This is a genomic window from Sphingomonas pokkalii, from assembly GCF_003096275.1.
Classification (GTDB): Bacteria; Pseudomonadota; Alphaproteobacteria; order Sphingomonadales; family Sphingomonadaceae; genus Sphingomonas; species Sphingomonas pokkalii.
Genome location: NZ_QENQ01000001.1, coordinates 1274426 through 1299662, shown reverse-complemented (window position 1 = coordinate 1299662; position 25237 = coordinate 1274426). Strand labels below are relative to the sequence as shown.

Sequence of the window (25237 nt, the reverse complement as noted above, 5' to 3'; positions counted from 1 at the left end):
TGGAGCAGTTCGAATGGCATCGAATCCCCGTCCCCTGATCGGCCTGCTCGCGGGCGTCACCGCCGGCCTGGTCGCCTCCGCCGCGATGGCGGCATTCCAGCACCAGGCGGGCAAGCTGATCCCGAAGGGGGATCAGAGCGACGGCGACCCCGCAACGGTCAAGGCAGCCGATGCGGTGGTGGAAGCGACCACCGGTGAGAAGGTGTCGGAACCGTATCGCGAAGCCTCCGGCCAGGCGGTGCATTACATCGTGGGCGGCGTGCTGGGCGGCATCTACGGCGTGATCACCGAATATCGGCCGGAAGCCGCCTCAGGATTTGGCGGCGCATACGGCGTCGTCACCTCGGCGCTGCTGGATGAAGGCGCGGTGCCGGCGCTGGGCCTGGGCAATGGCCCGGCCGAGACCCCCGCCGCTATCCACGCCTATGGCGCGGCTTCGCATCTCGTCTTCGGCTGGGTGCTGGAGGGCGTGCGGCGGATCATCGCCGGCGCGCGGTAACGGCGCCCCATACCAACAGCCGTCATCCCCGCGAAAGCGGGGATCCATTGGGGTCGCCGGGTCGGCGCTTGCCGTGAACGCACAGGCGAATGGATCCCCGCCTTCGCGGGGATGACGTTAGGGTTGGAAAAGCGGCCTGCCCATCTCCCCGCCCCTCGCGCCTTGCGCGAACCCCTTATTGCTATACCCTCCGTAGTCGCGGACGAGACTGGACAGACCCGGCGCGCGCCGCAACCCGCAATAGCAGGGGAGGATGTCACTCTATGACGATCGTCTATTTCGCCATCGTCTGCGGCCTGATCGCCGTGGCCTATGGATTCATCACCAGCCAGCAGGTGCTGCGCGCACCGGCGGGCAACGCCAAGATGCAGGATATCGCCGCCGCCATCCAGGAAGGCGCCAAGGCCTATCTGACGCGACAATATACCGCCATCGCCGTGGTCGGTGCCGTGGTGGGCGTCGTGCTGTTCCTCACGCTGGGGATCATCCCCACCATCGGCTTCCTGATCGGCGCGGTATTGTCCGGCGTGGCCGGCTTTGTCGGCATGAACATCTCGGTGCGCGCCAATGTGCGTACCGCCGAGGCGGCGCGCGGCAGCCTGCAGGGCGGGCTAACCCTCGCCTTCCGCTCGGGCGCGATCACCGGCATGCTGGTGGCGGGCCTGGGGCTGCTCTCGATCGCGGTGCTGTTCTGGTATCTGGTGGAGGTCGCGCAGCATGCGCCGAACGATCGCCTGGTCGTGCTCACCTTGTCCACGCTCGCCTTCGGCGCCTCGCTGATCTCGATCTTTGCGCGGCTCGGCGGCGGCATCTTCACCAAGGCCGCGGACGTCGGTGCCGATCTGGTCGGCAAGGTGGAAGCCGGCATCCCGGAGGACGACCCCCGCAACCCGGCGGTGATTGCCGATAATGTCGGCGACAATGTCGGTGACTGCGCCGGCATGGCCGCCGATCTGTTCGAAACCTATGTCGTCACGCTCGGCCTCACCATGGTGACGATCGCGCTGCTGATGCGCGGCATCGACGCGGCGCTGCTGACGAAGCTGATGGCGCTGCCACTGCTCGTTGGCGGCGTGTGCATCATCACGTCCATCATCGGCACGTACATGGTCCGCCTGGGCGCCAACCAGTCGATCATGGGGGCGCTCTACAAGGGCTTTTGGACCACCGTGATCCTCGCGGTGCCGGCGATCTACGGCGTCACCCACTACACGCTGGGCGGCCGCATGCAGGACTCGATCGCTTCGCTCGGCGAGCCCTCGGCGCTGCTCGACGGCAGCACGCTCTCGGCCGATGCCCTGGCGGCCGCCGCCGCAATGCCGACTGTCACCGGCATGGGGCTGTTCTGGTGCATGATGATCGGCCTGGTCGTCACCGGCCTCTTGGTGTGGATCACCGAATATTATACCGGCACCAATTTCCGCCCGGTGAAATCCATCGCCAAGGCCTCGGTGACCGGCCATGGCACCAACGTCATCCAGGGCCTCGCGATCAGCCTCGAATCGACCGCGCTGCCGACGCTGGTGATCGTCGTCGCGGTGATCGCGACCTATCAGATCGCGGGCATCCTCGGCGTGGCCTTCGCCGCCACCTCGCTGCTGGCGCTGGCCGGCATGGTAGTCGCGCTCGACGCCTATGGTCCGGTGACGGATAACGCCGGCGGCATCGCCGAGATGGCCGGCCTCGAAGACGAGGTCCGCCACAAGACCGACGCGCTCGACGCGGTGGGCAACACCACCAAGGCGGTGACCAAGGGCTATGCGATCGGCTCGGCGGCACTGGCGGCCCTGGTGCTGTTCGGCGCCTATACCACCGACCTCGACCATTATCACGACGCGCTGGGGCTCACCGGGCCGGTCAACTTCTCGCTCTCCAACCCGTACATCATCGTCGGCCTGCTGCTCGGCGCGCTGCTTCCCTATCTGTTCGGCGCGTTCGGCATGACCGCGGTGGGCCGCGCCGCCGGATCGGTGGTGGAAGACGTCCGCGCGCAGTTCCGCGACAATCCGGGCATCATGGCGGGCACCAGCCGGCCCAATTATGCCCGGACGGTGGACATCGTCACCAAGGCGGCGATCCGCGAGATGATCATCCCCTCGCTGCTGCCGGTGCTGAGCCCGATTCTCGTCTATTTCCTGATCGCCGCGGTCGCGGACAAGGAACAGGGCTTCGCGACGGTGGGCGCGATGCTGCTCGGCGTGATCGTCTCCGGGCTGTTCGTCGCCATTTCGATGACCAGCGGCGGCGGTGCCTGGGACAATGCGAAAAAGTACATCGAAGACGGCAATTACGGCGGCAAGGGCAGCGATGCCCACAAGGCTGCGGTGACCGGCGATACGGTGGGCGATCCGTACAAGGATACGGCGGGCCCGGCGGTCAATCCGATGATCAAGATCACCAATATCGTCGCGCTGCTGCTGCTCGCAGCGCTCGCGGCCGGCGGCACGCACTAATCGACCATCCCCCCTCCCGCGCGCGGGAGGGGCATTTTTGCGGGGTGATCGGGCCGGTCTTGCACCCCCGCCCCCAAATCGCCATGTCTTGGGTGTAGACGTGCGCGTGTCGCGCCGCCTTCCCTTTTTCCTTCCAGCGCGGTAAGGGCGACGCACTTTTACGCGCGCTAATCCCTGAGAGGCATTTTTTGGCCAAAGAAGAACTGCTTGAAATGCGTGGACAGGTTGTGGAGCTTCTCCCCAACGCCATGTTCCGCGTCCGGCTCGAGAACGATCATGAGATTCTCGGCCACACCGCCGGCAAGATGCGCAAGAACCGCATCCGCGTGCTGGTCGGCGACGAGGTGCTCGTCGAGCTGACCCCGTACGACCTGACCAAGGGCCGCATCACCTACCGCTTCAAGTAAGCGGGTGCCGCCCATGCGGCTCGTGCTCGCTTCCACCTCGCCGCGACGGCTCGATCTACTCACCCGGATCGGCGCCGCGCCCGATCGCGTTGCCGCGCCCGATGTGGACGAGGATGTCCGCCCCGGCGAGCTGCCGCGACCCTATGTGCTGCGCGTCGCCACCGCCAAGGCGCATGCGGTGACGCGTGCCGCGGACGAGATCGTCCTTGCCGGCGACACCACCATCGCCGTCGGCCGCCGCATCCTCGGTAAGCCCGAGGATGAAGCCGATCTGCGGCGGATGCTGGCGCTGCTCTCCGGCCGCCGCCACCATTGCCTCTCCGCGCTCTGCGTGATCGGCCCGGACGGCCGGGCCCGCACCCGCGTTGCCGACACCGTCGTCGCCTTCAAGCGCCTCAGCGACGCCGATATCGACTGGTACGTCACCAGCGGCGAAGGCATCGGCAAGGCGGGCGGCTATGCCATCCAGGGCAAAGCCGAGGCGTTCGTGCGCTTCCTCTCCGGCAGCCATTCGGGCGTGGTCGGCCTGCCGGTGTTCGAGGCGCGCGCGCTGCTGGCCGGCGCCGGCTATCCCCTTGGCTGAGTGGCTGTACGAGGCGGGAATCGGCGAGAACCGCGCCGCCCTCGTTTCGCGCGGGGTGATCTGGAAGGCGCGAATCGAGCTGGCGGGCACCCGCCCCCAGGTCGGTGCGATCTGCGCGGCACGGCTCACCGACAAATCCACCGGCAAGGTGACGCTCGACCAGGGCGGCGAGGCGCTGTGCGATCCCCTCCCCAAGGGCATCACCCAGGGCGCGCCGCTAAAGGTGAAGATCGTCCGCGAGGCGATCCCCGAACCCGGCCGCGCCAAGCTCCCCAAGGCCGTCCCCGCACCGCCTGAGGCGCCGTTGGGCGACGGCCCGGACCTGCTCGCCCGCATCACCGCCAGCGACCATCCCGTGCGCACGCTCCGCTCCCACGAGGCCGATGCGCTGGAAGAGGCGGGCTGGTCCGAATTGCTCGACGAGGCCTATAGCGGCGAGATCGCCTTTCCCGGCGGCGCGCTGCGCATGAGCCCCACGCCCGCGATGACGCTGTTCGACGTCGACGGCGCCGGCCCGCTCGAACCCCTCTCGATCGCCGCCGCCCACGCCATCGCCCGCGCGATCGAACGATTTGGCATCGGCGGCTCGATCGGCATCGACTTCCCGACGCTGAGCAGCAAGGCGGCGCGCAACGCCGTTGCCGAGGCGATCGACGCCGCGCTACCCCAGCCGTTCGAGCGCACGGCGGTGAACGGCTTTGGCTTCCTCCAGATCGTCCGCCGCCGCACTCGCCCCTCGCTGCCCGAGCTGCTCCACGCCGATCCGGTGGGCGCGGCGACGCGCGCCGAGCTGCGCCGGCTGGAACGTCTTCCCCCGCCGGTGCCCGCGACCCATATGGTCGATACCCGAATCGCCCGCCGCCTGGCGCGCGAACCCGACTGGACCGAGACGCTCGCCCGCCGCATGGGCGGCGTGGTCCGGTTCGTGACCCCCAAGGAGTGACCCGCATGCCTCGCGACGCCTGCCCGATCTGCGGCAAGCCCGGCACCGCCGACTTCAAGCCCTTCTGCAGCCGCGGCTGCAAGGATCGCGACCTGCTGCAATGGCTGGGCGAGGGCTACCGCGTGCCGGGCGAGCCGGCCCCAACAAATGTGCAATCAGGGCTGGACAGCCAAGAATTCCCCGACTAACAGGCGCGCTCCCCGGCGGCTCCGCCGGTGTGCCCGGGTAGCTCAGTTGGTAGAGCATGCGACTGAAAATCGCAGTGTCGGCGGTTCGACTCCGTCCCCGGGCACCATCCACCTCTCCGCACAGATCCATCAATGTCCAAAAATCGGCAGATTTGCGTGGTTTTTGACGGTATCTGATCCGCCCAAATCCGGGCCGATCCATTGGAACCCGCGGGCTTTGGCGGTATATTTGACGGTATCAGCACTGCGCCAGCGGAGGAGATACCGTCATGCTCACCGATGCAGCCGTCCGTCGAATCAAACCGCGCGACAAAGCGTTCAAGACTCAGGACATGCACGGCATGTACCTCCTCGTTCAGCCTGGCGGCGGTCGGTACTGGCGGTGGGACTATCGTCACGACGGCAAGCGCGGCACGGTGGCGCTTGGCGTATATCCTAACGTCTCCCTAAAGGAAGCGCGCGAGCGCCGAGAGAACGCTCGGAAACTGCTCGAGAAGGGCATTAACCCCTCCTCCTACGGCAAACTGACGCGCGGCGTGGGCAGCATTTCGGCCGGAGATACGTTCGCCACCGTCGCCGACGAATGGCTGAAGAAGATCGAGGCGGAAGGGCGAGCGGCGAAGACACTCGAAAAGCTCCGCTGGCTGATCGCGTTCGCCAACCCACTGATCGGCACTCGACCGATCGGCGACATCAGCGCACCAGAGCTGCTCACCGTGTTGAGGACCGTGGAGGTTCGGGGCCGCTATGAGACGGCACGACGCCTCCGCAGCACCTGTAGCAGCGTCATTCGCTACGCGATCGCCACCGGACGCGCGCAGAGAGATGTGACTGCCGATCTCCAGGGCGCCCTGATCACGCCCAAGGTCAAACATCATGCCGCGATCATCGAGCCCGACAAGGTCGGCGCACTCTTGCGCGCCATAGACGGGTACGAGGGCCAGCCATCGGTTGCCTTGGCGCTTCGGATCGCCCCACAAGTCTTTGTGCGTCCGGGCGAGCTGCGCGCTGCTGAGTGGGCAGAGTTCGACCTATCAGCAAAAGTTTGGACCATCCCCGGCGAGAAGATGAAGATGGGCCGCCCGCATCGGGTCCCCCTTTCCAATCAGGTGCTTTCGCTTCTAGCGGAGCTTCGAGGGATGAGCGGCAGGTCGAAACTTCTGTTCCCGAGCGTCCGGTCAGACGCTCGCCCCATCTCCGACAACACCATCAATGCCGCCCTACGCCGGCTGGGGTACGACAAGACGCAGATGACGGGCCACGGCTTCCGCGCGATGGCCAGCAGCCTCCTCAACGAGAGCAGGAAGTGGCACCCCGACGCGATCGAGCGGCAGCTCGCGCACGTGGAGAACAATGACGTCCGCCGCGCATATCTCCGCGGCGAGCATTGGGACGAGCGGGTTCGGATGATGCAATACTGGTCAGATTATCTCGACCGCTTGAAAGCCAACGGTAACGCCAGAAGGTCGAAACCCGCCTAGCCTTTCGCGAGGAGGAGCCGGCTACATCGCTCCGAAGGCAGAGGCCACAGGTTCGAATCCTGTCGGGTGCGCCATTTTTCAATGGCTTAGCTGGCTCAGCAGCAAACTTGTCAAATATACGTCAAATATACACGGCCGGACCCCTGCGGTTGCGGGCGCACGCCTTTGTTCGACTCCGACCGGTTGCAGCTTTGGCCGCTCTCCGACTCGTCGCGGAAATTAGGTAAGCGAGGCCTGTAGGCCGCCTTGCTATTGTGCTCGGCTTTTCAGGTAGGCGATCTTCCCGGCATGGCGGCGGTTGGCGATGGCAGCGAGAGCGCGTCTGGTGAAGCGTTCGTCGATGTCGTCGGGATTGTATGGGCCGCCATACCATTCCCGTAGGCGGTGGTGCTCCTCGTGGCTGGGGTCGGCCATGGCATCGAGGAACATCTCGAAGCCGGGCAGTCCCCCGACATCCTCGGGCGGACAACGTCGCTCGCCATCGACAAAGCGCGGATATTGTTGGTCTGGTTCACCGGGGCCGATGCTCTCGATGGTGATGGTGTGCCGCCAGTCATCGCCCATGTCGTAGGTGTAGAGGAGTTCCCGCACCCCGCGGTCGAGGAGCGCCGCGAGCTTGACGTTCCGCGCCGCAGCCATGCCGTGGTCCGGCCATGCCGGATCGGGCACACCGTAGCGCCGGTCTCCGGCCTCGAAATGCCACAGGTGGTAATTCTCCCAGCCCATGGCGGCCTGGATGATGTCATGGAGCATCTTCAGGCTGGCAGTGACCGGCACGTCGACCTGGCGCCAGATGGCGGGTTCGATGTCGTTCAGGACGATATGGAGGCGGGCGATGGTTTCGGCGCTCATGCCGCCATTCTGGCAGGTTCGCCTGCCCAGTTCCACGGCAGGAGTTCGTCCCAGCGGCTGGCCGGCCAGTCGTCGGCGATTTTGGCAATGACGTCGGCGATATAGGCCTGGGGGTCGACGTCATTGGCCTTGCACGTCTGGATGACGGTGTAGATGGCGGCGGCACGTTCACCGCCCACGCGGGAGCCGGCGAACAGCCAGTTGCGACGGCCGATGGCGACGCCGCGCAGCGCGCGCTCGGCCCTGCGCGTCTCCGCCATGCCCCCGGCATGGCTACGATGCTCGGTGTTGTCGACCTCCAGCCGACCGTCGTCGAGGAAGCGCGACAGCGCCGGCCAGCGCTTGGTGCCATACGCAATCGCCTTCGCCATGTCGGACTTGGGCGACAGGCGACGCAGCGCGGTGTTGAGCACCGCACGCAGGGCCTCGACCAGCGGTTTGCTGCGTTCCTGCCGCGCCCGGTGCCGGATATCCGGCGGCTGGCCGCGCACTTCCACCTCCACGGCATAGAGCGCGCCGATCCGCTCGAGGATGTCGATGGTCAGCGGCGTGGCGGTGCGTTCGTGCAGGTCGAAGATCTTGCGCCTGAAATGCGCCCAGCAGGCCACCTCGGTCACCCCATTGCGGTAAAGTCCATCATAGCCGGCATAGGCATCGGCCTGGAGGAAACCGCGAAAGCCGGCGAGATGCGCCAGTGGGTGCGCGGCGGTGCGGTCGGGTGTGAAGCGATACCAGGTTGCGCGCGGCGCCGTACTGCCCGAGGCCTGGTCGTCGGCCGCGTACACCCATAGCCGCCCGGTCGCGGTCTTGCCGCGGCCGGGATCGAGCACCGGCACCGGGGTGTCGTCGGCGTGGATCTTGTCGGCGTGCAGGACTTCGTCGCGGATGCGGGCGACGATCGGATCGAGCAACGCTGCGGCCTGTCCGGCCCAGCCGGCCAGCGTCGAGCGGTCGATATCGAGCCCTTGCGCCGCCATCATCTCTGCCTGGCGGTACAGCGGCAGATGGTGCTCGAACTTCGACACCACGACATGCGCGAGCGTGGCGAAGCTGGCCTTGCCGCGCGCGACGGCGCTGGCCGGCGCGGGTGCCTGGACGATCTTGTCGCAGACCCGACAGCTATATTTTGGGCGGACGTTGCGCACCACCCGCCAACGCACCGGCACCACGTCGAGCATCTCATGGGCATCCATGCCCAGCCGGCGCAGCGCGCCGCCGCAATCCGGGCAGGTGCAGGCGCCCGAGGCCGGTTCGTGGACGACCTCTTCGCGCGGCAGGTGCGCCGGCAGGCTGCGAACCGGTGCCGGCCGCGACGCGCTTTCCGGCGGGCGCTCCTCTATTGGCCCCGCATCGCGCTCGGCTTCCAGCTCTTCCAGCGCCAGTTCGAGCTGCTCGATCTCGCGGCCCAGCTTTTCGGAGGAGGCGCCGAACTGCATCCGCCGCAGCCGGGCGATCTGCCCGCGCAAGCTGTCGATGAGCAGATCGCGGGCGGCAAGCGCGGCATTGGCCCGGGCGAGCAATGCCTCCAGCGCGGCGATCCGCGCGGCGGCATCAGCAGGGGAAACGAGTGCTTCCGACACCCGAATTTGCTAGCAGATCGCGGCGCTTCAGGCGAGCAAAAGCGACGCAAAACCGCCGGTTTCAGCCCGCCAGCGTCGGCGTGCAGGTCCGCTCCGGGCGGCGCCAGTCGATGCCCTCCAGCAGCATCGACAATTGCGCCGGTGTCAGCACCACCGTTCCGCTTGCCGTCACCGGCCAGACGAAACGGCCCCGGTCGAGCCGCTTCGAAAACAGGCAAAGGCCTTGTCCGTCGAACCACAGCAGCTTGACCAGATGCCCGCGCTTGCCGCGAAACGCGAACAGCGCGCCCGAATGCGGGTCTTTCGCCAGCACCTGCTGCACCAGCACCGCCAGGCCGTCGAACCCCTTGCGCATGTCGGTCACGCCGCACGCCAGATATACCCGGGTCGGCAACGGCGCCGGACTCACCGCAGCACCGATAACACCCGTGCCAGCGCACCCGCATCCACCCCACCGTCGACACTGATCCGAACACCGCCGGGCAGCTCGATATCGATGCGCCCCGACGAACACGGCACCGGCGGTGACGCCGGCACGACCGGCTCGGCGAACGCAGTGAAGCGCTGCAGATGCAGCGCGAATTGTCGTTCGCGGACGCCGGGAAAATCGCCGCCTAGGTCAGGCGGCGGCGCTGCGTTCCAGTGCCGCAATCCGCTCTTCGCAGATTACCTGCACGGCTTGGCCAAGCGCTTCGACGCGCTCGCCCAGCCACGCCAGTTCCTCTTCGCTGATACGGTAATGTTTCGAGTAGCGCGCCTTCACATAGGCCTCTTTCAACTTCTCGAACCGGGCGCGGGCGCCGCGCTGATCACGCGGCCAAGCATCGACCAAACGCGGGTCGATACGCTCTGCCTGGGTGCGCAGGAACCCCAGATTATGCACATGCGGCGTGTAGAAGGTGCAGACCAGCAGCACGCAGTGATAGAGGCGCTCTGCAGCTTGGTGTAGCTGAAACGCAGCGTTGTTCGATCGACCTTGCGACAGATTGAATTTGAAGTTGTCGTAGAACTCTCCGCCGCTCGGATACCACTCGTCAAAATACTCCCGCGCCATCGCCAACGCCTGCTTCGGCGTTTTCGGTTTGGGCTGATGCAGTTCCGTGTCGTCGCTCTGGTACAGCGCGATGCCGTCGCGTGCGACATCCATGAAGAAATACCGCCCATGCGCCAGCCCATCATTCACCTCCTGCAGGGTGTGGACGATGAAATTGACGGGCGTGCGGAGCGTCTTGGTGATCGCCAGTTCGCGGTTGAGCCGGTCGTCGACGGTCGTCCAAAACTGGGCGCGATCGGTGAGCCTGTCGTTGTTGACGATAACCAGAAGGTCAAAGTCTGACTGATAGCCCTTGGCGGTATGGGGCTCGTCGACCCATCCGCCGCGCGCGTAGCTGCCGTACAGAATGACCTTGAGGATGCGCCCCTGCTTCTTCCAGTCCGAGGTCGCAACGGCGGTCGCGTCGCCGAATTCCTGGAACAGGATTTGGACGACACGCTCCAGCTCGCGCTGCTTGGCTGGCGGCAGATGATCGAGGCCGGTCCTCATGGATCGATCCTAACGCGCTGATGCCGCGAGGTACACCTCGCCCGCAGGTCGCGGGCGAGGTGTCGCGTTTATCTCGGCCATTTGCCGCGTTCGGCGCGATCCAGCGCGCGCGCCGCACCCGCGTTCCGCTGCCGGCACTTGCCGGCGGCCGACCCGCAGGATCGGCCAACGTCCGCGATCAAAACCCGAAGGGCCGAGACGGCCCAGCCCGACTCGGCGCCGCGTGAGCGGCGTGCGAGCGCAATCACGCCGCTGGCGTGAGACGCCCAGCATGCTCCACCAAGCCGCATGTCGATCAAAAGGCGCGACTGAACACGAATAGCCTCAGGCCCATTCGGATCCGTCTGGCCAAGGCGATAGGACCAGCACCGCACTGCCGAAACGACAGGTTGGATCGCAAGGGAGCGGCACGTGGTCACGCGTGAGGAACTCTACCGCCTTATCTGGGCGATGCCGATGACCAAGGTCTCGGCGCAACTGGGCATCTCCTACGGCAAGCTGGTACAGATCTGCTCCGCTCTGGGCGTACCGAGGCCGGCGCAGGGCCACTGGACACGCCTTGAGCTCGGCAAGGCCGATCCTGTTCCGCCGTTACCCGCAGCAGCGGAAGGACAGCCCACCACATGGACCGGAGACGGCATGCCCCTCCCAAAGGCGCCACCCGCCGCCCGCGCGCCTCGAAAAAAGGCGATAAAGGGCAACAAGACGGCTCCGGCCATGCACCCGCACCTGCGCGGCACGAAGGCACAATTCCTGAATAGCCGCCCGGCCAGGGATGATGGCTTCCTCCGACCGTACAAACGCGCCCTGCCCGACCTGCGCACCTCCTCCGCTGCGCTCGATCGTGGGCTGCTGCTGGCGAATGCTCTGTACAATGCCTTCGAGGAGGCTGGTCACCACGTGGTACTCAGCGGGCTCAATTCTGCCGCCCGCCGCCTGCAGATCGACCCCAGAGAGGCACCGATAAAGGGACAGCGGTACGCCCCGTATCCACAGCCATGGCGGCCCGATCGACCCACTCTCGTCCAGACAGAAGGGGTGAGCATCGGTCTCATTGTTCTCGAGATGACCGAGCACGTAAAAATGCGCTATACGAACAACGGGTTTGTCCGAGACAGCCCCGAGCTTACTGCACGCCTGGAGCGGTCCCACGGCTCCGGCTGGACAACATTCGAGGATGTGCCGTCGGGTCGGCTCCGTATCGTCGCCTATGCTGCAGACTCCGGCGTCGACTGGTCGCAAAGCTGGCAGGAATCGGAGGATCAGACAGCACCGCTCTCCCCCGAAACCATCGTCAAAGCCGTTCTGGCGCAAAAGCGCCAGCTTTTGGAAATGGCAGAGGAAGCCGCGCGCCGGGCCGAGCTTCGACACCGCGCACGGTTGGAGGAACAGGAGAAATGCCGCCGCCGCGAGGACGAACGCAACATCGCCAAATCTTATGAGGAAAGCATGGCAACCCTGCAACGCGCTATCCAGCGATGGTCAAGGGTCATGGAGATCGAGCAGTTCTTCTCCCAAGCCGAGCAACGCGCAGCGACACTCCCGAGCAAAGCCCAAACGAACGTGCTGGAGCGGGTCCGCCTTGCCCGAAACCTGATCGGTCATCAGGATCCCCTCGATCTCCTTCGAGAATGGAAGGCGCCTGCCGAGATCTATAAGCCGCTATATGCCGACTCCGCCGACATCGTGCGGCAGCGAACGCGAAGAGAACTTTGACGGCCGATTGGCGGGAGCCGTGCTCTGAGTCGGCTGAACATGAGGCCAGCCAGGGAGGCAGCATCCGACCAACTTAGGCCGTTCCTATGCTGGCTGGGAACGACCGCCCCGACCGAAAGCGGCCATAGCAGTCCTATTTCGCCATCGAAGACCGCGCCCTGAAATCGTGATCCACCCGGGCTGCCCGCGCCCACAAACGACGCGGAAAGTCCCCGCCTCCGCCGCGATCTCCACAATGTATCCCGCAAGGGTCGGATCGCGGAAAAGGTCCGGACGGTCCCCAGCAAGGACGGACGGCATCGCGCACCTGAGCCGCGTACAAGCAGGGCGGCCGCGCTTCGATCACCGCCCCGCTCAACAACCTATCACTTAAAACTTGGCCGAGAGGTTCACGCCCAATGTCCGCGGCGAACCGAACGCATAATTGTACAGGTTGATGGGCGGCCCCGCCGTAAATTGCGCGAACGTGATCGGCACATAATTTTCGACGTTGCGTACAAAAGCTTGAACGCTGTATTTTCGGCTGGAGTCCATCCACGTTATTGACAGATCCGTTTGCGTATAGGCCTCTTGAAGATCGGCCGCATAGTTATACGACGTCAGGTGGTAGTCCGACTTGAAGCGGGTATAGGCGCCGGCACGAAGGCTTCCTGCCATGCCTAGATCGAATGTGTGGTCGTATCCAACCGCAATCGTGACCTTGGGCGCCTGTGGCGGCCGATTGCCCTTGAGATCAAGAACCGCCGTTCCTCCGTTCACGCCGGTCGCGAAGGCGTTGAACTTCGTGAATTTGGCGTCCAGATAATTAAACGTGACGCGGAACTGATCGTTGGGCGTCAACGCCGCCGAGAAGTCTGTGTCAACGCCGTTGAAGCGCGCCCTGCCCGCGTTGACGGTCGCGTGCCCGACCGTGGGGTTGATGAAGTTGTCGATCTGAAGATCGGTATAGTCATAATGGAATGCCGAGACGTTGAACTCGACCGTGTTGTGCAGGAAGCGGTTTTTCGTACCGATCTCGTACGACGTGATCTTCTCGGGTTGGAACGTGCCGACCGTTTGACCATTGACGACGACGTTGGTGAGATTGTCGAAGCCGCCCGAGCGATAGCCCGTCGAAACCTTGGCATAGAGCAAATGACCCGCGCCCGGCGTCCACTCGGCGCCCGCCAGCCAGTTGACCTCGCTATGGTTGTAACACTGGTCGAGCGACTGGTAGTTGCCGCTATCGGCTTCCTTGCAGCGGCCGGGCCGCCCGGTCACGGCGAGAATGTCCGTGGCACTCGGGAAGATGAGTCCAAAGCGAGGATTTACGAACCCAAGGCCGGAATTCACGTAGAGCGCGTGCTTTTCGTCACGGGACCACCGAACCCCGCCCGTGAGTTTCAACGTATCCACGATCGGGACGTCGCCCTGCAGGAACAGACCCGTGGAATCGAGATTGACGAACGGCCGATAGAAAATGTTGACGTATGCGTACTCGGAGCCCGGAGGGCCGAAGGGCGGGTTCAAGATTTGAATGCTCTGCGTGACCACCTGCTTTTCATGGAAATAAAAGGCGCCACCCTGCACGAACAAGCCGCGTGGGCCGTGGTAGCTCAGGCGGAGTTCGTTGCTCCAGTCCCTGGAGTCCGCATTCGGCTGGTTCGACACGAACTGCAGATAGTTCGGCGTTCCACTCAGCGGGACATAGGTGCCTGTCTTGTTGATCAGATAGCCGCCGACATACGACAATTCCAGGCCGTCGCTGATGGCGTAGCGCAGGCTGCCGCGAAAGCTGATATTTTCGATGTTGGTGAAGCCGTCCGTGACAAGCGGGAAATCATGCTTTGGCAGGTTGAACGAACTGTTGCGCGGGATGAAATCGCTCCCGCCGCCGACGGTGGGTACTTGAACGACGCCCGGCGTGCTGGTGGTGATCGGAACGCCATATTGCGCGAAGGCAGAGGATCGCGAACGGACATATTCGCCTTGAAGGAAGCCGCTTAGCGTGCTCCCGGTATAGGCGAGCGTGGCCCTGCCGGCATCGGTCTTGTTGCCGTCGTTCCTGCCGGCGGTCCCGCCGTCGACGCTGTTGTTGCGATAGCCATCATGCTGCGTGTGGATCCCGGCCACGCGGAACGCGAGGCCGTCAGCGATCGGCAGGTTGATCGCGCCCTCGACATTCCACGCGTTGTAGTTGCCGTATCCGGCGCTCACATACCCGCCGAACCTGTCCTCCGGCTTCCTGGTGATGATGTTGATGGCGCCCGCGGTGGAATTGCGGCCGTAGAGCGTTCCCTGTGGTCCTTTCAGAACCTCGATGCGATCAAGATCGAAAAAGCTCGCATTCAGCGCCGCCGGCCGATTGATATATTCGCCATCGATGTTGACCGTCAGCGCCGCGTCGGCGCCCTCCGCGATCGACTCCGCGGTAACGCCGCGCAAGGACAGTTTCGTGTAGATCGTGTCCGTCGTCACGCCGAGATCGGGCGCCAGCCGCTGCAACCCGTTGACATCGGTGATGTTGGATGTCCGAAGATCGTCGCCGCTGACGACGCGGAGCGCGATAGGCGTCTTCTGGACGCTGGACGCGGTTTTCTGGGCGGTGACGATAATTTCCTGAAGCCCGCCGCTGTTCGCGGACTGGCCTGCGGGATCCACCGTGTCCGCGGCGGCTGGACCGTTGGTTGCCGCAGCGGCGTTTGCGGTGGTGCCGTCCGAGGCCGTCGAGCCCGGCGAAGCGGTGGTTTGGGCTGACGCCGCGCTGACGCCAATAAACGCGGCTGCCGTGCCGGAGAGCAATAGTATACGTCGCCTCATCAGTACATCCTCCCTATATTGTCGCTCGATTTCGGCGATCTATTTTTAAGGAACGGGCAATCGTCTGGAATTGGTCGTTATTTGACTATGAGGATCGAGTGATTTCGATCAATTCCACGCCCGGTGCCGCCAGCGTGCCTTGGATGGTAATCGAACCGCCTTCGCCTTCCTGCGAGTCGAGGATGTCGCCGAAGTGATCCGCATCTGCCCGGTACCGAACCACTTTGTGGCGGCCCTGGCCCCAGGGCAGGTCGGTGATGTCGAGCGTATAGCCGGTATAGCCGGCACTGCCGGCGTGCACGCGCCTGGAAGGAACATTCAAAGACATGTTCACCCGTTCGGTGCCGATCGGCACCTGGAATTCGAATACGTCGCGCTCTCGGGCGATCAAGTACGGATCGGGGATCGCATAATTGGCGATCAGAATGCGAATGACATCCCCATCTGCGGTGCGGCCGGCCAGCACGGCAAATCCGTTCTCATCGCCACCCGTGCTGGGGAGGCGCTCCGTCGCGGCCAGCGTCTGTCCTACCAGGCGGAACGCGCTCGTTCTCGCATTATCGCTGCCGTCGGCCTCGAAGATTCCGGCGGGATCCCTGAAATTGTAGTGAAAGTCGGTGCCGGTATCGGCGCGGAAGAAGATCGCCTGGTCGACCGCCGAGTCCTGCAAGTAGACGGCTGCTGCAGCGATGAACGCTGCATTTTCGGAATCCTCGAACTTGGCCGTCGGGATACCGGTCATGCTCCAGTAGGAGAGCAGAAGCTGGGTATCGCCGAAGCCGTGCTTGTCGAGGATCGCGCGGACGTCTGCTGCAATCGTTCGAAAATCTAGCGGGTCGCGGGAATTGTCAGCGTACCACATCCAGGACAGGAAATCCAAAGGCAGCGACTTGTCTTTGATGAAGCCGAGAAAGCCTTCGCGGAACGGACCTTCGTTCAGCGGAAAGGCGACACAGGGGCCGCCGAACTTCAGGCCGGCGTCGACACGCTTCACGGCGCGCGCCGCGGCCGCGTACATTTCATAGAATTGATCCGGGGTACCGGAGAAGTGCAGCGTCCCGAAGTCCGGCTGATCCCCGAATTCCCAATGCGTCACAGCCCCCGTAAAGCCGTTGCCCCATCCGCATACATAGTGGCGGACGATGTTTTCGACGACTTGCTCATACTTCGCCAAGTCCCCGATCGGTTGCTTGTTCGACGGGATCTCGCTGGCGATCGTGAAAAGGATATCCGCCCCGATCGAACGGACCTGCCGTACCCAGGAATCGGTCGCAGCGAAATTGTAATTGGCTGGATCACTGGGATCCGCCGACCAGTCGGGAAACAGGCTCCTCGGATTGTCGACGGTGTCCAGCCTCGAAACCCAATCATACGACCGAACGAGCGTTACGTGCGCAGCCTTCCACACGTTCAGGATGTCGGGAACGCCGTCCGTTCCGGCTGCAGGCCCGGGAATGCCCGATGTTCCGTGAAGCTTGCGCATGTCGCCGGTCGAAACGCCCGCATGGACCGACACCTTCGCGATACGGTTAGTGTTCATCAATATTCACTTTCCAGAATGCGGTGAATGTAATCGAGGACTTTCGGCTCCTCGTGCACGAGATATGCGAGCCTTCGATCGAGCGCCTCGGGTGTCGCGGAATCGAATTCCTCGTGCATCATCTTCAGCGACTGGTCCCAGATGGCTTTCACGCGCGGGTATCGTCTTGCCATGAACTTGGTTTGCACGTCGTAGAGCGTGTCGTCCGAACGCAGGAGCTTGGCGAAGACCACGCCGTCTTCGATGGCCATCGCCGCGCCCGATCCGAGATAGGGCGTCATGGCATGGGCGGCGTCGCCCATGATCATGACCCGCCCCCGGTGCCACGGATAGGGAACCAGGACCGTATCGAGCGGCGTGTACGCAACGTTGGTGGCGGTGCGCAGCGAGTCGATTTCCGCCGCCATGAATGCGGAGTCTCCCATCATCTCCCGCGCTCTCTGATGCATGATTTGCGGGAAGGCGGCGGGGTCGTGGCGCGGGCGGCCTGGCTCGTAATGCGTGACGATCACGTACATCATGCCGCCGGCCAGCGGCACGAAGCCCACTTTGCCGCCGAACCCATGGCAGAATATGGCGCCCTTCAGCGTGTCCGGGGCGCGTACCGGCGCACGCCAGGCGACGCCGCCGCTGCGAACGGGGACGTAGGCCTCTCCGAACAGGTAACGGCGAATACTCGAGTTGATGCCGTCAAAGCCGATCACGAGATCATATCGATGCGACGATCCGTCGCTCAGCTCCACCGTCACGCCGTCGGCATCCTGCTGGATGTCGGTTGCCGTCGTCGACATCCTGATCGAGCAGCCGGCCTCCAGGGCGCGGGCGCTGGCCATCTCCAGGAAGCCCAGGCGGGGGAGTTGGACGTTGTTGGGCATGCCGTCGAACTGGCGCCCGTACGGGATGTCGACGACATGGTGTCCGTTCCTATCGAAGTAGGAAAGTGGCGGCGTTGGGAACCCGATCGACAGCGTCGGTTCGAGAAGGCCGATCTCGCGCAGCGCGCGAAGGCCGTTGGTCCGCAGCCCCCATCCCACGCCAGCAACGGCGTTGTCCGGCTTGATATCGATGACGTCGACTTCCGCGCCGATCTGCGCAAGCGCGACCGCCGTGCACAGGCCGCCAATGCCCGCGCCGACAATGAGAATCCTGTCAGGCCTTGCCAATTCGACCTCTCCCGAAATTTCCGCGTGCGCACGGCAATCGCCGGCCGCACTGCAATTGTGATATATCACGATGGCATGTGCGCGATTCTCGGTCAAGGGTTCCAATCTTGCCAGTGCTGCTGGACGGAGGCATGGTTCGCCCTCGGCACGGTGCCGAGCAGGAGGTGCTGGATGGCAGAGGCCGAGGGACGAAAACAGACGCTGGCGGACCAGGCCTATGCGGTTCTGCGGCAGCGGATCGTGTCCCTCAAAATGCCGCCTCGCATGCGCTTCACCGAGCGAGAGATATCAAAGGACATTGGCTTCGGGGCGATGCCGGTGCGGGAGGCCTTGGACCGGCTGAACCACGATGGTCTCGTCGAAACGATCCCCCGCCGCGGTTACCGCGTGGCTGGGCTTACCTTGAAGTCGGTGGATGACTTCTTCACGGCATGGAGCGCCGTATCACCGTTGATCATGCAGCTGGCACAGGAGCGAATCACGCCCGAGCAAAGCGCCTCTCTGGATGCCATCCAGCGCGAGCATTTGCGGGCGATCAGAAAGGCGAAGCTCAATCCCGAGCACTGGATTCAACTCTCGCGGCAACGGTTCGATCTGCTTGTGGAGGCTACGCGTAATCCGTACCTCGGCGCGATCTACCGGAACCTGTCTGCAGAGATGGACCGGATCTTCCATTCCATCAGCAATCACGGCGAGGATGTCCGTACCATCTTCGAACTCGCAACCCGGTTCGACAGCGCGATTCCTTCTGTCGAGGACACAAGCGAGTTCATCAGGATCAGCCGCGCGAAAATCGCGGAGATCATCATCGAGAAGGGCTTCGACTACTCGCAGGGCGGCTAGGTACGCAACCACAAGACATGCGCCTTGTTCCCGTGTTGTGGCTTTGTAAGCTCCAGTACTAGGTCGCGACGACGGCCCGCTTCGTCGATTTGCCGCGCAGCAGCAGCGACCCGAGCGCGATCAGCATCCCCGCAAGGGCCATGATGCCTGCGGCGACAAAGGTGCCCTGCATGCTGCCGATGGCGCGCTGCACCAAGGTGACGGCCGGCGGGCTCAGGAACTGCCCGAGAAAGAAGCAGCCGGTCCAGACGCCCATGCCGCGCCCGCGATGTTGGGCCGGAAGCTCGCGCTGCGCCCATGCGACCAGCGCCAGGATCATCATTCCAGCGCCGGTCTGCTGGATCATCACCCCCGCGCTCATCCACTTCCAGTCGGGAGCGAAACCGATCACGCAGAGGCCCGTGCCCACCAGCCCAAGCAGGAGGACAAAGGCGACTTCCGAGCGGCGCTTGCCGGCAAGCCAGAAGATGCCGGCCCCGACGGAAACCATGAGGCTCGGCAGGAAGGTGATGCGGCCGAGTTCGTCCGACGACGCCACGCCGACCTCGCGAAAGGCCAGGCCGCCGTTCACGGCGTAAACATAATATATCGCCGAGCAGAACAGCGTCACCAGGCCGATCCGTCCGATCTTCCGAACCGGGAATGCCGGCCGGTCGTGCGGACCTTGCTCCGCCGCCGCGCGGGGGGCGTCGATGTTCGGCTCGAAGACGAATGCCAGCATGGCGAGGAAGATCGGGAAGGCGGCCAGGTAGATGAGGAACACCCCGTTCCACCGCATGCCCGTGAGATATCCGGAACCCAGGATCAGTGCGCTGCCCAGGAACGGGCCGACCATGCCCTGGATGCTGAGCCAGTGTCTTCGGCCCTGCTCGTCCCAATAGTCGGCGATCAGGGTGTTTACCGTAGTGAGAATTGCCGCTTCCGCGACGCCAAGCGCGATGCGCGACAGGAACATGGCATTCAGGCTGGTAAGGAAGAAGGGTGCCGTCCCCGCCATCGCGTAGAGCAAGGTGGACCAGACGACTAGCGCGCGGCGTCCGAAGCGATCGATGAGCGCACCGGCGAAAGGCGCGGTCACCGCGATCGCGAGACCCGGCGCCGTGACCATCCACGGCACTTTCCAGCTAGCCGTCGGATCATCGTGGAAATGGTCGATGATCGAAGGGACGGCGGGAAACATCGAGACGACCGCGATCATCGGCAAAAAGCCCGCGACCACCACGATGAGTCCCTGCGGCACCCCCGCCCGGGGGCTCCGTTCATGCTGCAAGCTTGCCACGAGCCTCTCCACTAAGCCTGATTATCGAATATGTTTCCCGTAATATATCAAGGGACGGGCGGAAGGCAACTAAATGGCTCGCTACCCGCCACAGGGCGTGTTGTGCGCTCGAAGGCGCTATCGCCGTTCAATGCGTCGCACCTTGCTCTGACGCTGACGTGAAGCGTGGAAAGGAACCATGCGCGTCGCAGGCAAACAGCCGATCGCTGATGAACATGTGTGAGCAAGCCGTCGGCGTGGAAATCGCGATCGTTGAGGCCATAGCGCAACGCTGACAGAGTGGCAGCTTTTTGCGAAAGCTGCAGTCCACGCGCTACATGGGAACGGCAGAAAAGTCCACTTTTCGCCATCGCCAGCGGGTGAACTCCGACACGAGCGCAAGTCTGGTGCAGGCGCCTCGCCGAGTCCACGCACGGATGGGATCATTGACTTCACAAGCGCCGGTACCGCGGAAGTCAAATACCCGCCGTTTCTTGCTCAGATTTGCATTTCTGGGCGCCAGATGGCAATGTCTCATCCTACGTTAGGCCCAAACAAGGCTGGAATCGCCAGCCATTTTGGAATCGAACCCACCCTACATTTGCCGGTGACGGTATATCACGCGGTATCAGGGCTGACGGTATCTTGTTCAAGTCTTTGAATTAACTTTCATATTTCAGCCAGTTCGATTCCGTCCCCGGCACCATCCACTTCTCCACAGACATCCAGTAACCTCCCAAAAACGGCAGATTTGCGTCGTTTCTGACGGTATCTGATCCACCCAAATCCGGGTCGATCCATTGGAACCCGCGGCACCTTACGGTATCCGCGCTGCGCCAGAGGGGGAGATACCGTCATGCGCACCGAGGCAGCCGTCCGTCGAATCAAACCGCGAGACAATGCGTTCAAGACTCGGGACTTGCACGGCATGTACCTCCTCGTGCAGCCTGGCGGTGGTCGGTACTGGCGGTAGGACGATCGTCATGCCGCGATCATCGGACCCGACAAGGTCGGCGCGATGCTACGCGCCATAGATGGCTACGAAGGGCAACCAGCAGCTGCCCTGGCCCTTCGGCTAACCCCACACGTCTTTGTGCGGCCCGGCGAACTGTGCGCTGCGGAGTGGACGGAGTCCGACCTTACAGCGACGGTCTGGACCATCCCCGGCGAGGAGATGAAGATGGGCCGCCCGCATCGCGTCCCACTCTCCAAACAGGTCCTCGCGCTCGTCACGGAGGTTCGAGAGGTGCGCGATGAATACCTCAACACGCACTGGTTTTTATCGTTGGGGCAATGCCAGGGCCAGGATCAAGGCGTGGCGGGCGGAGTTCAACGAGAGCCGACCTCACACATCCCGGGGGTCCTGAGACCGGCCGAATTTGCTTCACCGGTCGGGGCTAATCCCCTCCGATGAAGCGCGGAATCTCGTTCTGGCCGGAGGTATATTTCCGAGACAGGGTCCCTACTGGCCGAGTCGATGGCTGAAGCCGGTATTCGACTGAAGTCGGAGGGGTTCTCCTAATCGAGGACTCTAAACAGCTAACCGTCCGCGACCGCTTCCTCGCGGCTCGATGCAGGTGTGCAAAAACGCACGCGCAATACACCATCCTCCAGCGACGCGACGTTCTCCGCAAATGTTGCGAACGCGCTGGGCAGGGTGACACGCCGCTTGAACGTGCCGACACGTATCAGCAGATCCTCGCCCTGTCGGCTGACGTCCAACTGCTCGCGTTCGGCAAAGGGTAGCGACATGGTCATGACGAATTCTTCGCCCTCTACCGTGTAGGTCACCGGGGTGCGCCGGTGCAAAACCGCAGCGGGATCCTGCCCGCCATAAACGGCCGCGGCAAACTGCTCGAGTGCAGCCAGGCCGACCACTTCGCCTTCAAGGAAGGGCACCTGCACGCAGGGAACGCCTTCGAAGCTTGCGCTAACCGATGCGATCAGATCCTGCTGGTTCTGGGCATGCGCTCGAAAATAGGGCTCGTCATCCACGAACACGCGGTTGATCACCACCTGATCGACAGCGACGCCGTACATGGAGAAGTACATGAAGGCGCGTTGCGTCTCCCGCATCACGATGCGTTCCGGGTTGCAGACGAGCCGCAGGGACGTGACGTCAGGGTCCTGCAATCGTTCCTCAAGCGCGGTCAGGCTTTGCACGATCTCCGCGAATGTCGCGAAGAAATCGTCCCCGGGTAGATGGAAGGAATCGCGGTCGATCATCCGCGCGAGCGGCCGCAGCACCTGCGCCAGCGCGCGCTCGCGCTTAAGCCGGTTATCAACGTACCACTTCATGCCGGAGGCCATACCGATGAAACGAAGGGTAGAGGCCGTCGGGGGGCAATCGAGAACCACCGTCTCATAACGCCCCAGCCGCACATATTTGTGCAGCGCCAGCAAGGCGGAAATATCTTCCATGCCGGGCAGCATCGCAAGTTCCTGCGATAGTGCCGAATCAAGCCCGCCGCGCGACATCAGCTTGGCGAGATGGCCATATACCGGCCCCCATTCCTTTTCGATTTCCTTGGATACGTCGAGTTCCTTGATGTCGAGGAACGGCGTGAGCGCATGCGCATCCTCCTCCGGTGCCAATTCGACAAAGCCGCCAAGGCCGAACGAGTCCCGCAGCGAATGGGCAAGATCGAACGAGAGAATGAGCGTCTTTCGCCCGCTCTTGGCGATCTCCAGGGCGGTGGCCGCTGCCAGCGTGGTCTTGCCAACGCCGCCCTTGCCGGAAACGAGGATAATGCGCGTCATAGGATCCTTACCGAGCGATGGAGGACGAGATGGCGGGTGCAGGCCATCCCCGATCAGGCCCGCAAGCCGCCAAATCGGATCGTGAGATGATCGTTGACGAGTTTGGCACCCAGAACGTTGAGCGATTGCAACACGCGTGGCAGCATGATCACTCGGCGAAACGGACCGATCTTGATGGCCAGCCCTTCCTCGACACGGGCGAGATCGATGTCCGATCGGTCCGCAAAGGGCAGACGCAATTGTAGCCGATAGGGCTCGCCCGCCGCTTCGGGATCGAACACGCGATAGGCGGGCGCCGTGATGAACGCATCGCGAGCGTCGCTCTCACCATATAAGCGATCCGCGAACGCCTCCAGCGCTTCGCAACCGATCACTTCTCCAGGCATCCAGGGAACGCGCCACATCGGCACCGGAGCGAAATCCTGCTCCACCTCGGCCAGATACGCCGCCTGCGACGCCAAGCGCCTGGCATAGCTGCGTGCATCGTCCGGCAGCAGCCTGTTCATCACCACGGCGTCGCAGGTGATGCCGTACATGGAGAAGTACATCAGCGCCCTTTTTGTTTCTTCGACCACCATCTTCTCCGGATTGGAGACGAGCCGGATGGTGGTAATCGCCGCGTCGCGCAGGATGCCGTTCATCGCCGTCATCCGCCGCGCGATCTGTTCGATCAGCGCGAAGTGTCGATCCTCGGGGAAGAACATTTCCCACGATCGATCGATCGACAGTGCGATCGGCCGGGCCAGGCGGGAAAAGCGGCGATCGACCGGCAGTCGCTTCTGCACATAGAATTCGAGCAGCGCGACAAAGCCCACAAACGCCAACGCTTCGGCGGTAGGCGGACAATCGACCACGATCACATCGTAGTTGCCGCTTTCATAATGCTCGTGGAGACAGTGCAGCGCGACCAACTCCTCCATGCCTGGCATCACGCCCACTTCCGAAGCGAGCGCCCCCTGCATGCTGTTGCCGCCATAGATCATCCCCGAAACGAGCTGGAACGTATCGCCCCATTGACGTCCCAACGCTTCGTACAGATCGATTTCCAGGATGGAGAGATTGTCGTTGATGGTGCGCGGCTCGCCTTTGTTCAGGCCGATCAGCGCGCTTTGCACGGCGAAGGAATCGCCCAGGCTGTGGGCAAGATCGAACGACATGACGAGGGTACGGCTGCCCGCCTTAGCGCTGCGCAGCCCGGTGGCAGCGGCGACGCTGGTCTTACCCACGCCGCCCTTGCCGGAAACTAGAATGATCCTCGTACTCATGCCTCGTCGACCTTCTGCCCGGCCTGCGAATCTCCGACAGGGATGTCCGTGGGAGGAGCAGCATCGTCGCTCGCGAGAACGGGGACTACCGCCGCAGCGGCAGGCGGAGTCGGCGGTGTCTGCGCCCGATCGTCGACGCTGACCCAACCGCTCGCGACCAGCCAGTCGACAACGCGATCCAACTCGTCCTGCTGCATGGCGGCGCGAACGAACGAGCGAAGCTCCTGCGCGGGCACTGCGCGGCTATTCTGGAGGCGCGGCGCGAAGCGACAATAGCTGGGAACGTCGTCGATCGGCTGGAGAATGTTGCGCAACTGGAAATCGACTTCTTCCATTTGGGCGCTGAGCACGACATTGAGCAACAGGAAGGGCTGGGTGGGGTTGAGCAACCATAACAGATAGCCCCAGGTCGCCGAGCCTCCGACGAACTTCAGGCGGTCCGGCCCGACATAATCGGGACCCGGAAAACTGTTGGCAGTGCCTGCGCCAAGCGAAAGCATCAGAACCTTCCCCGATGGCGGCACCGTCGCCAGCGCCGCTGCCGAAGGTGATGGCACGTTGATTGTCGCCTCCGCGAGGCTCGCACCGTTCTCCGCGTCGTCGGCCAGCAACGCATTGGCCTGGACGGGATGGTGCGAGAGCTTGTTGATGAGGGCATATGCACGGGCGATGGCGACCATGCCGGCACTGTTGGCCACGTAGCCCCCGTCGATGAAGCCTGAGCCTTTACCGCTTTGCGCCTGGTAGATCGGGAAATAAACCGGCTGGGCCGATGTCCGCAGCGCGACATCGATACTTAGCTCGTCGACATCGTTGTTATCGGGATCGATGCTGCGAGGCACGTTGGTGAACACGCGCGGCACCCACCGGCGGTTTTCGACGTCCTCGTTGTCGAGCTGGAACGCGGTAATCGCAACAGTCTTGTGTAGGTCGCCCAGCTTCTTCTGCCCGAACTGGCCGGTCAGCAGCGCCTTGATGGCGTCGTTGTTAACCACATTGTGCAGCCCCGCCAGCGCAAGCCCGAGCTGCGCCAGATATTGCAGCACCTGAATGGGATAGGCGAAGGGTGCCAGCGGCCCGAAGGCGGCGATGGCGTTGTCCGGGCTAGGAGCCTGTGGCCGGGGCGGCAGCGGGAGCATGGCCAGTTCCAGCTGCATCCACAGCGGGAGCAGTTCGTTCTTCAGGAAACCGTCGGCATCGCTTTGCTGCGCCAGCAAAAGGCTGTTGATGCCGCCGGCCGAAGATCCCGCGAAAAGCGTGACCGAATTGAGGAAATTGCCGCCCGTGCCGGGGTATTTCTGCTCCAGCCGCTGGGCGATTTCCTGCAACAGTTGCGCCGTAACTCGGCCGTCGCCGCCGTCCAT

At 63.6% G+C, this 25237-nt stretch carries 22 protein-coding genes, 1 tRNA gene and 1 pseudogene; 12 read left to right on the top strand and 12 right to left on the bottom strand.

Translation table 11 applies throughout. The features are described from left to right. Positions 1–13 precede the first annotated feature (13 nt). The 8 genes from DD559_RS05850 to DD559_RS05815 all read left to right on the top strand — a co-directional run bounded on the left by DD559_RS05850 (position 14) and on the right by DD559_RS05815 (position 6554). On the top strand, positions 14–499 hold the full coding sequence (locus DD559_RS05850) for a DUF1440 domain-containing protein (protein WP_116468356.1): 486 nt from the start codon (positions 14–16) through the stop codon (positions 497–499). A 263-nt stretch (positions 500–762) separates the two neighbouring features. After that, positions 763–2952, top strand: a complete 2190-nt coding sequence (locus tag DD559_RS05845; protein WP_116468355.1) for a sodium-translocating pyrophosphatase — start codon at positions 763–765, stop codon at positions 2950–2952. Between the two features lie 188 nt (positions 2953–3140). Further along, positions 3141–3359, top strand: coding sequence for a translation initiation factor IF-1 (infA, locus tag DD559_RS05840; RefSeq protein ID WP_003049127.1), 219 nt, complete (start codon positions 3141–3143; stop codon positions 3357–3359). Between the two features lie 13 nt (positions 3360–3372). Further along, positions 3373–3942: a Maf family protein gene (locus tag DD559_RS05835; protein WP_116468354.1), complete on the top strand. Its 570-nt coding sequence runs from the start codon at positions 3373–3375 to the stop codon at positions 3940–3942. Then, positions 3935–4885, top strand: a complete 951-nt coding sequence (locus tag DD559_RS05830) for a ribonuclease E/G (protein WP_116468353.1) — start codon at positions 3935–3937, stop codon at positions 4883–4885. The genes DD559_RS05835 and DD559_RS05830 overlap by 8 nt, the downstream gene beginning before the upstream one ends. A gap of 5 nt (positions 4886–4890) precedes the next feature. Beyond that, positions 4891–5073: a DNA gyrase inhibitor YacG gene (locus DD559_RS05825; protein WP_116468352.1), complete on the top strand. Its 183-nt coding sequence runs from the start codon at positions 4891–4893 to the stop codon at positions 5071–5073. Positions 5074–5104: 31 nt separating this feature from the next. Beyond that, positions 5105–5180, top strand: a tRNA-Phe gene (locus tag DD559_RS05820). A 162-nt stretch (positions 5181–5342) separates the two neighbouring features. Beyond that, positions 5343–6554, top strand: coding sequence for a tyrosine-type recombinase/integrase (locus DD559_RS05815; protein WP_116468351.1), 1212 nt, complete (start codon positions 5343–5345; stop codon positions 6552–6554). Between the two features lie 249 nt (positions 6555–6803). On the opposite strand, the gene DD559_RS05810 is transcribed toward DD559_RS05815, so the two are convergent. From DD559_RS05810 to DD559_RS05790, 5 genes are read right to left on the bottom strand one after another with little or no spacing between them, the layout of a single operon-like run. Then, entirely contained in the window at positions 6804–7406 is a 603-nt protein-coding gene (locus DD559_RS05810; protein WP_116468350.1) for a plasmid pRiA4b ORF-3 family protein, read from the bottom strand. Next, complete coding sequence (tnpC, locus tag DD559_RS05805; RefSeq protein WP_116468349.1) at positions 7403–8992, bottom strand: IS66 family transposase; 1590 nt, start codon at positions 8990–8992, stop codon at positions 7403–7405. The genes DD559_RS05810 and tnpC overlap by 4 nt, the downstream gene beginning before the upstream one ends. A gap of 55 nt (positions 8993–9047) precedes the next feature. Beyond that, the gene (tnpB, locus tag DD559_RS05800) at positions 9048–9395 is read right to left on the bottom strand and encodes an IS66 family insertion sequence element accessory protein TnpB (RefSeq protein WP_066727407.1); all 348 of its coding nucleotides are present in this window, start codon (positions 9393–9395) and stop codon (positions 9048–9050) included. After that, positions 9392–9637, bottom strand: a complete 246-nt coding sequence (locus DD559_RS05795) for a transposase (RefSeq protein ID WP_116468347.1) — start codon at positions 9635–9637, stop codon at positions 9392–9394. Before DD559_RS05795 ends, tnpB begins: the two co-directional genes overlap by 4 nt. Next, complete coding sequence (locus DD559_RS05790; RefSeq protein WP_116468346.1) at positions 9606–10529, bottom strand: HEPN domain-containing protein; 924 nt, start codon at positions 10527–10529, stop codon at positions 9606–9608. The genes DD559_RS05795 and DD559_RS05790 overlap by 32 nt, the downstream gene beginning before the upstream one ends. Positions 10530–10940: 411 nt before the next feature. Here DD559_RS05790 and DD559_RS05785 point away from each other — a divergent pair, with 411 nt between their 5' ends. Next, on the top strand, positions 10941–12245 hold the full coding sequence (locus tag DD559_RS05785; RefSeq protein WP_116468345.1) for an ATP synthase subunit B family protein: 1305 nt from the start codon (positions 10941–10943) through the stop codon (positions 12243–12245). A gap of 369 nt (positions 12246–12614) precedes the next feature. Here DD559_RS05785 and DD559_RS05780 read toward each other — a convergent pair whose 3' ends face one another. From DD559_RS05780 to DD559_RS05770, 3 genes are all read right to left on the bottom strand, one after another. Further along, positions 12615–15044 carry a TonB-dependent receptor gene (locus DD559_RS05780; protein ID WP_116468344.1) on the bottom strand — a complete coding sequence of 810 codons (2430 nt, stop codon included), beginning with the start codon at positions 15042–15044 and terminating at the stop codon, positions 12615–12617. A gap of 85 nt (positions 15045–15129) precedes the next feature. Continuing rightward, entirely contained in the window at positions 15130–16584 is a 1455-nt protein-coding gene (locus tag DD559_RS05775; RefSeq protein WP_116468343.1) for a GH39 family glycosyl hydrolase, read from the bottom strand. Then, entirely contained in the window at positions 16584–17843 is a 1260-nt protein-coding gene (locus tag DD559_RS05770; protein ID WP_165831004.1) for an FAD-dependent monooxygenase, read from the bottom strand. Before DD559_RS05770 ends, DD559_RS05775 begins: the two co-directional genes overlap by 1 nt. Positions 17844–17918: 75 nt before the next feature. Between DD559_RS05770 and DD559_RS19585 the strand changes: the two genes are divergently transcribed. Beyond that, on the top strand, positions 17919–18590 hold the full coding sequence (locus DD559_RS19585; protein WP_165831002.1) for a GntR family transcriptional regulator: 672 nt from the start codon (positions 17919–17921) through the stop codon (positions 18588–18590). 58 nt (positions 18591–18648) lie between these two features. Here DD559_RS19585 and DD559_RS05755 read toward each other — a convergent pair whose 3' ends face one another. Continuing rightward, positions 18649–19830: an MFS transporter gene (locus DD559_RS05755; protein ID WP_240610139.1), complete on the bottom strand. Its 1182-nt coding sequence runs from the start codon at positions 19828–19830 to the stop codon at positions 18649–18651. A 1036-nt stretch (positions 19831–20866) separates the two neighbouring features. On the opposite strand from DD559_RS05755, the pseudogene DD559_RS20450 reads away from it, so the two are divergent. Both DD559_RS20450 and DD559_RS20445 read left to right on the top strand, forming a co-directional pair. Beyond that, positions 20867–21094, top strand: a pseudogene (locus tag DD559_RS20450) (tyrosine-type recombinase/integrase); the annotation flags it as partial. Between the two features lie 7 nt (positions 21095–21101). Beyond that, positions 21102–21215 carry an integrase core domain-containing protein gene (locus tag DD559_RS20445; protein WP_438270418.1) on the top strand — a complete coding sequence of 38 codons (114 nt, stop codon included), beginning with the start codon at positions 21102–21104 and terminating at the stop codon, positions 21213–21215. A 172-nt stretch (positions 21216–21387) separates the two neighbouring features. Here the strand turns inward: DD559_RS20445 and DD559_RS05740 are convergent, their stop codons facing one another. From DD559_RS05740 to DD559_RS05730, 3 genes are read right to left on the bottom strand one after another with little or no spacing between them, the layout of a single operon-like run. Further along, positions 21388–22608, bottom strand: a complete 1221-nt coding sequence (locus DD559_RS05740; RefSeq protein WP_116468338.1) for an ArsA family ATPase — start codon at positions 22606–22608, stop codon at positions 21388–21390. Positions 22609–22661: 53 nt separating this feature from the next. Then, entirely contained in the window at positions 22662–23873 is a 1212-nt protein-coding gene (locus DD559_RS05735) for an ArsA family ATPase (protein ID WP_116468337.1), read from the bottom strand. Beyond that, entirely contained in the window at positions 23870–25237 is a 1368-nt protein-coding gene (locus DD559_RS05730; protein ID WP_165831001.1) for a patatin-like phospholipase family protein, read from the bottom strand. The genes DD559_RS05735 and DD559_RS05730 overlap by 4 nt, the downstream gene beginning before the upstream one ends.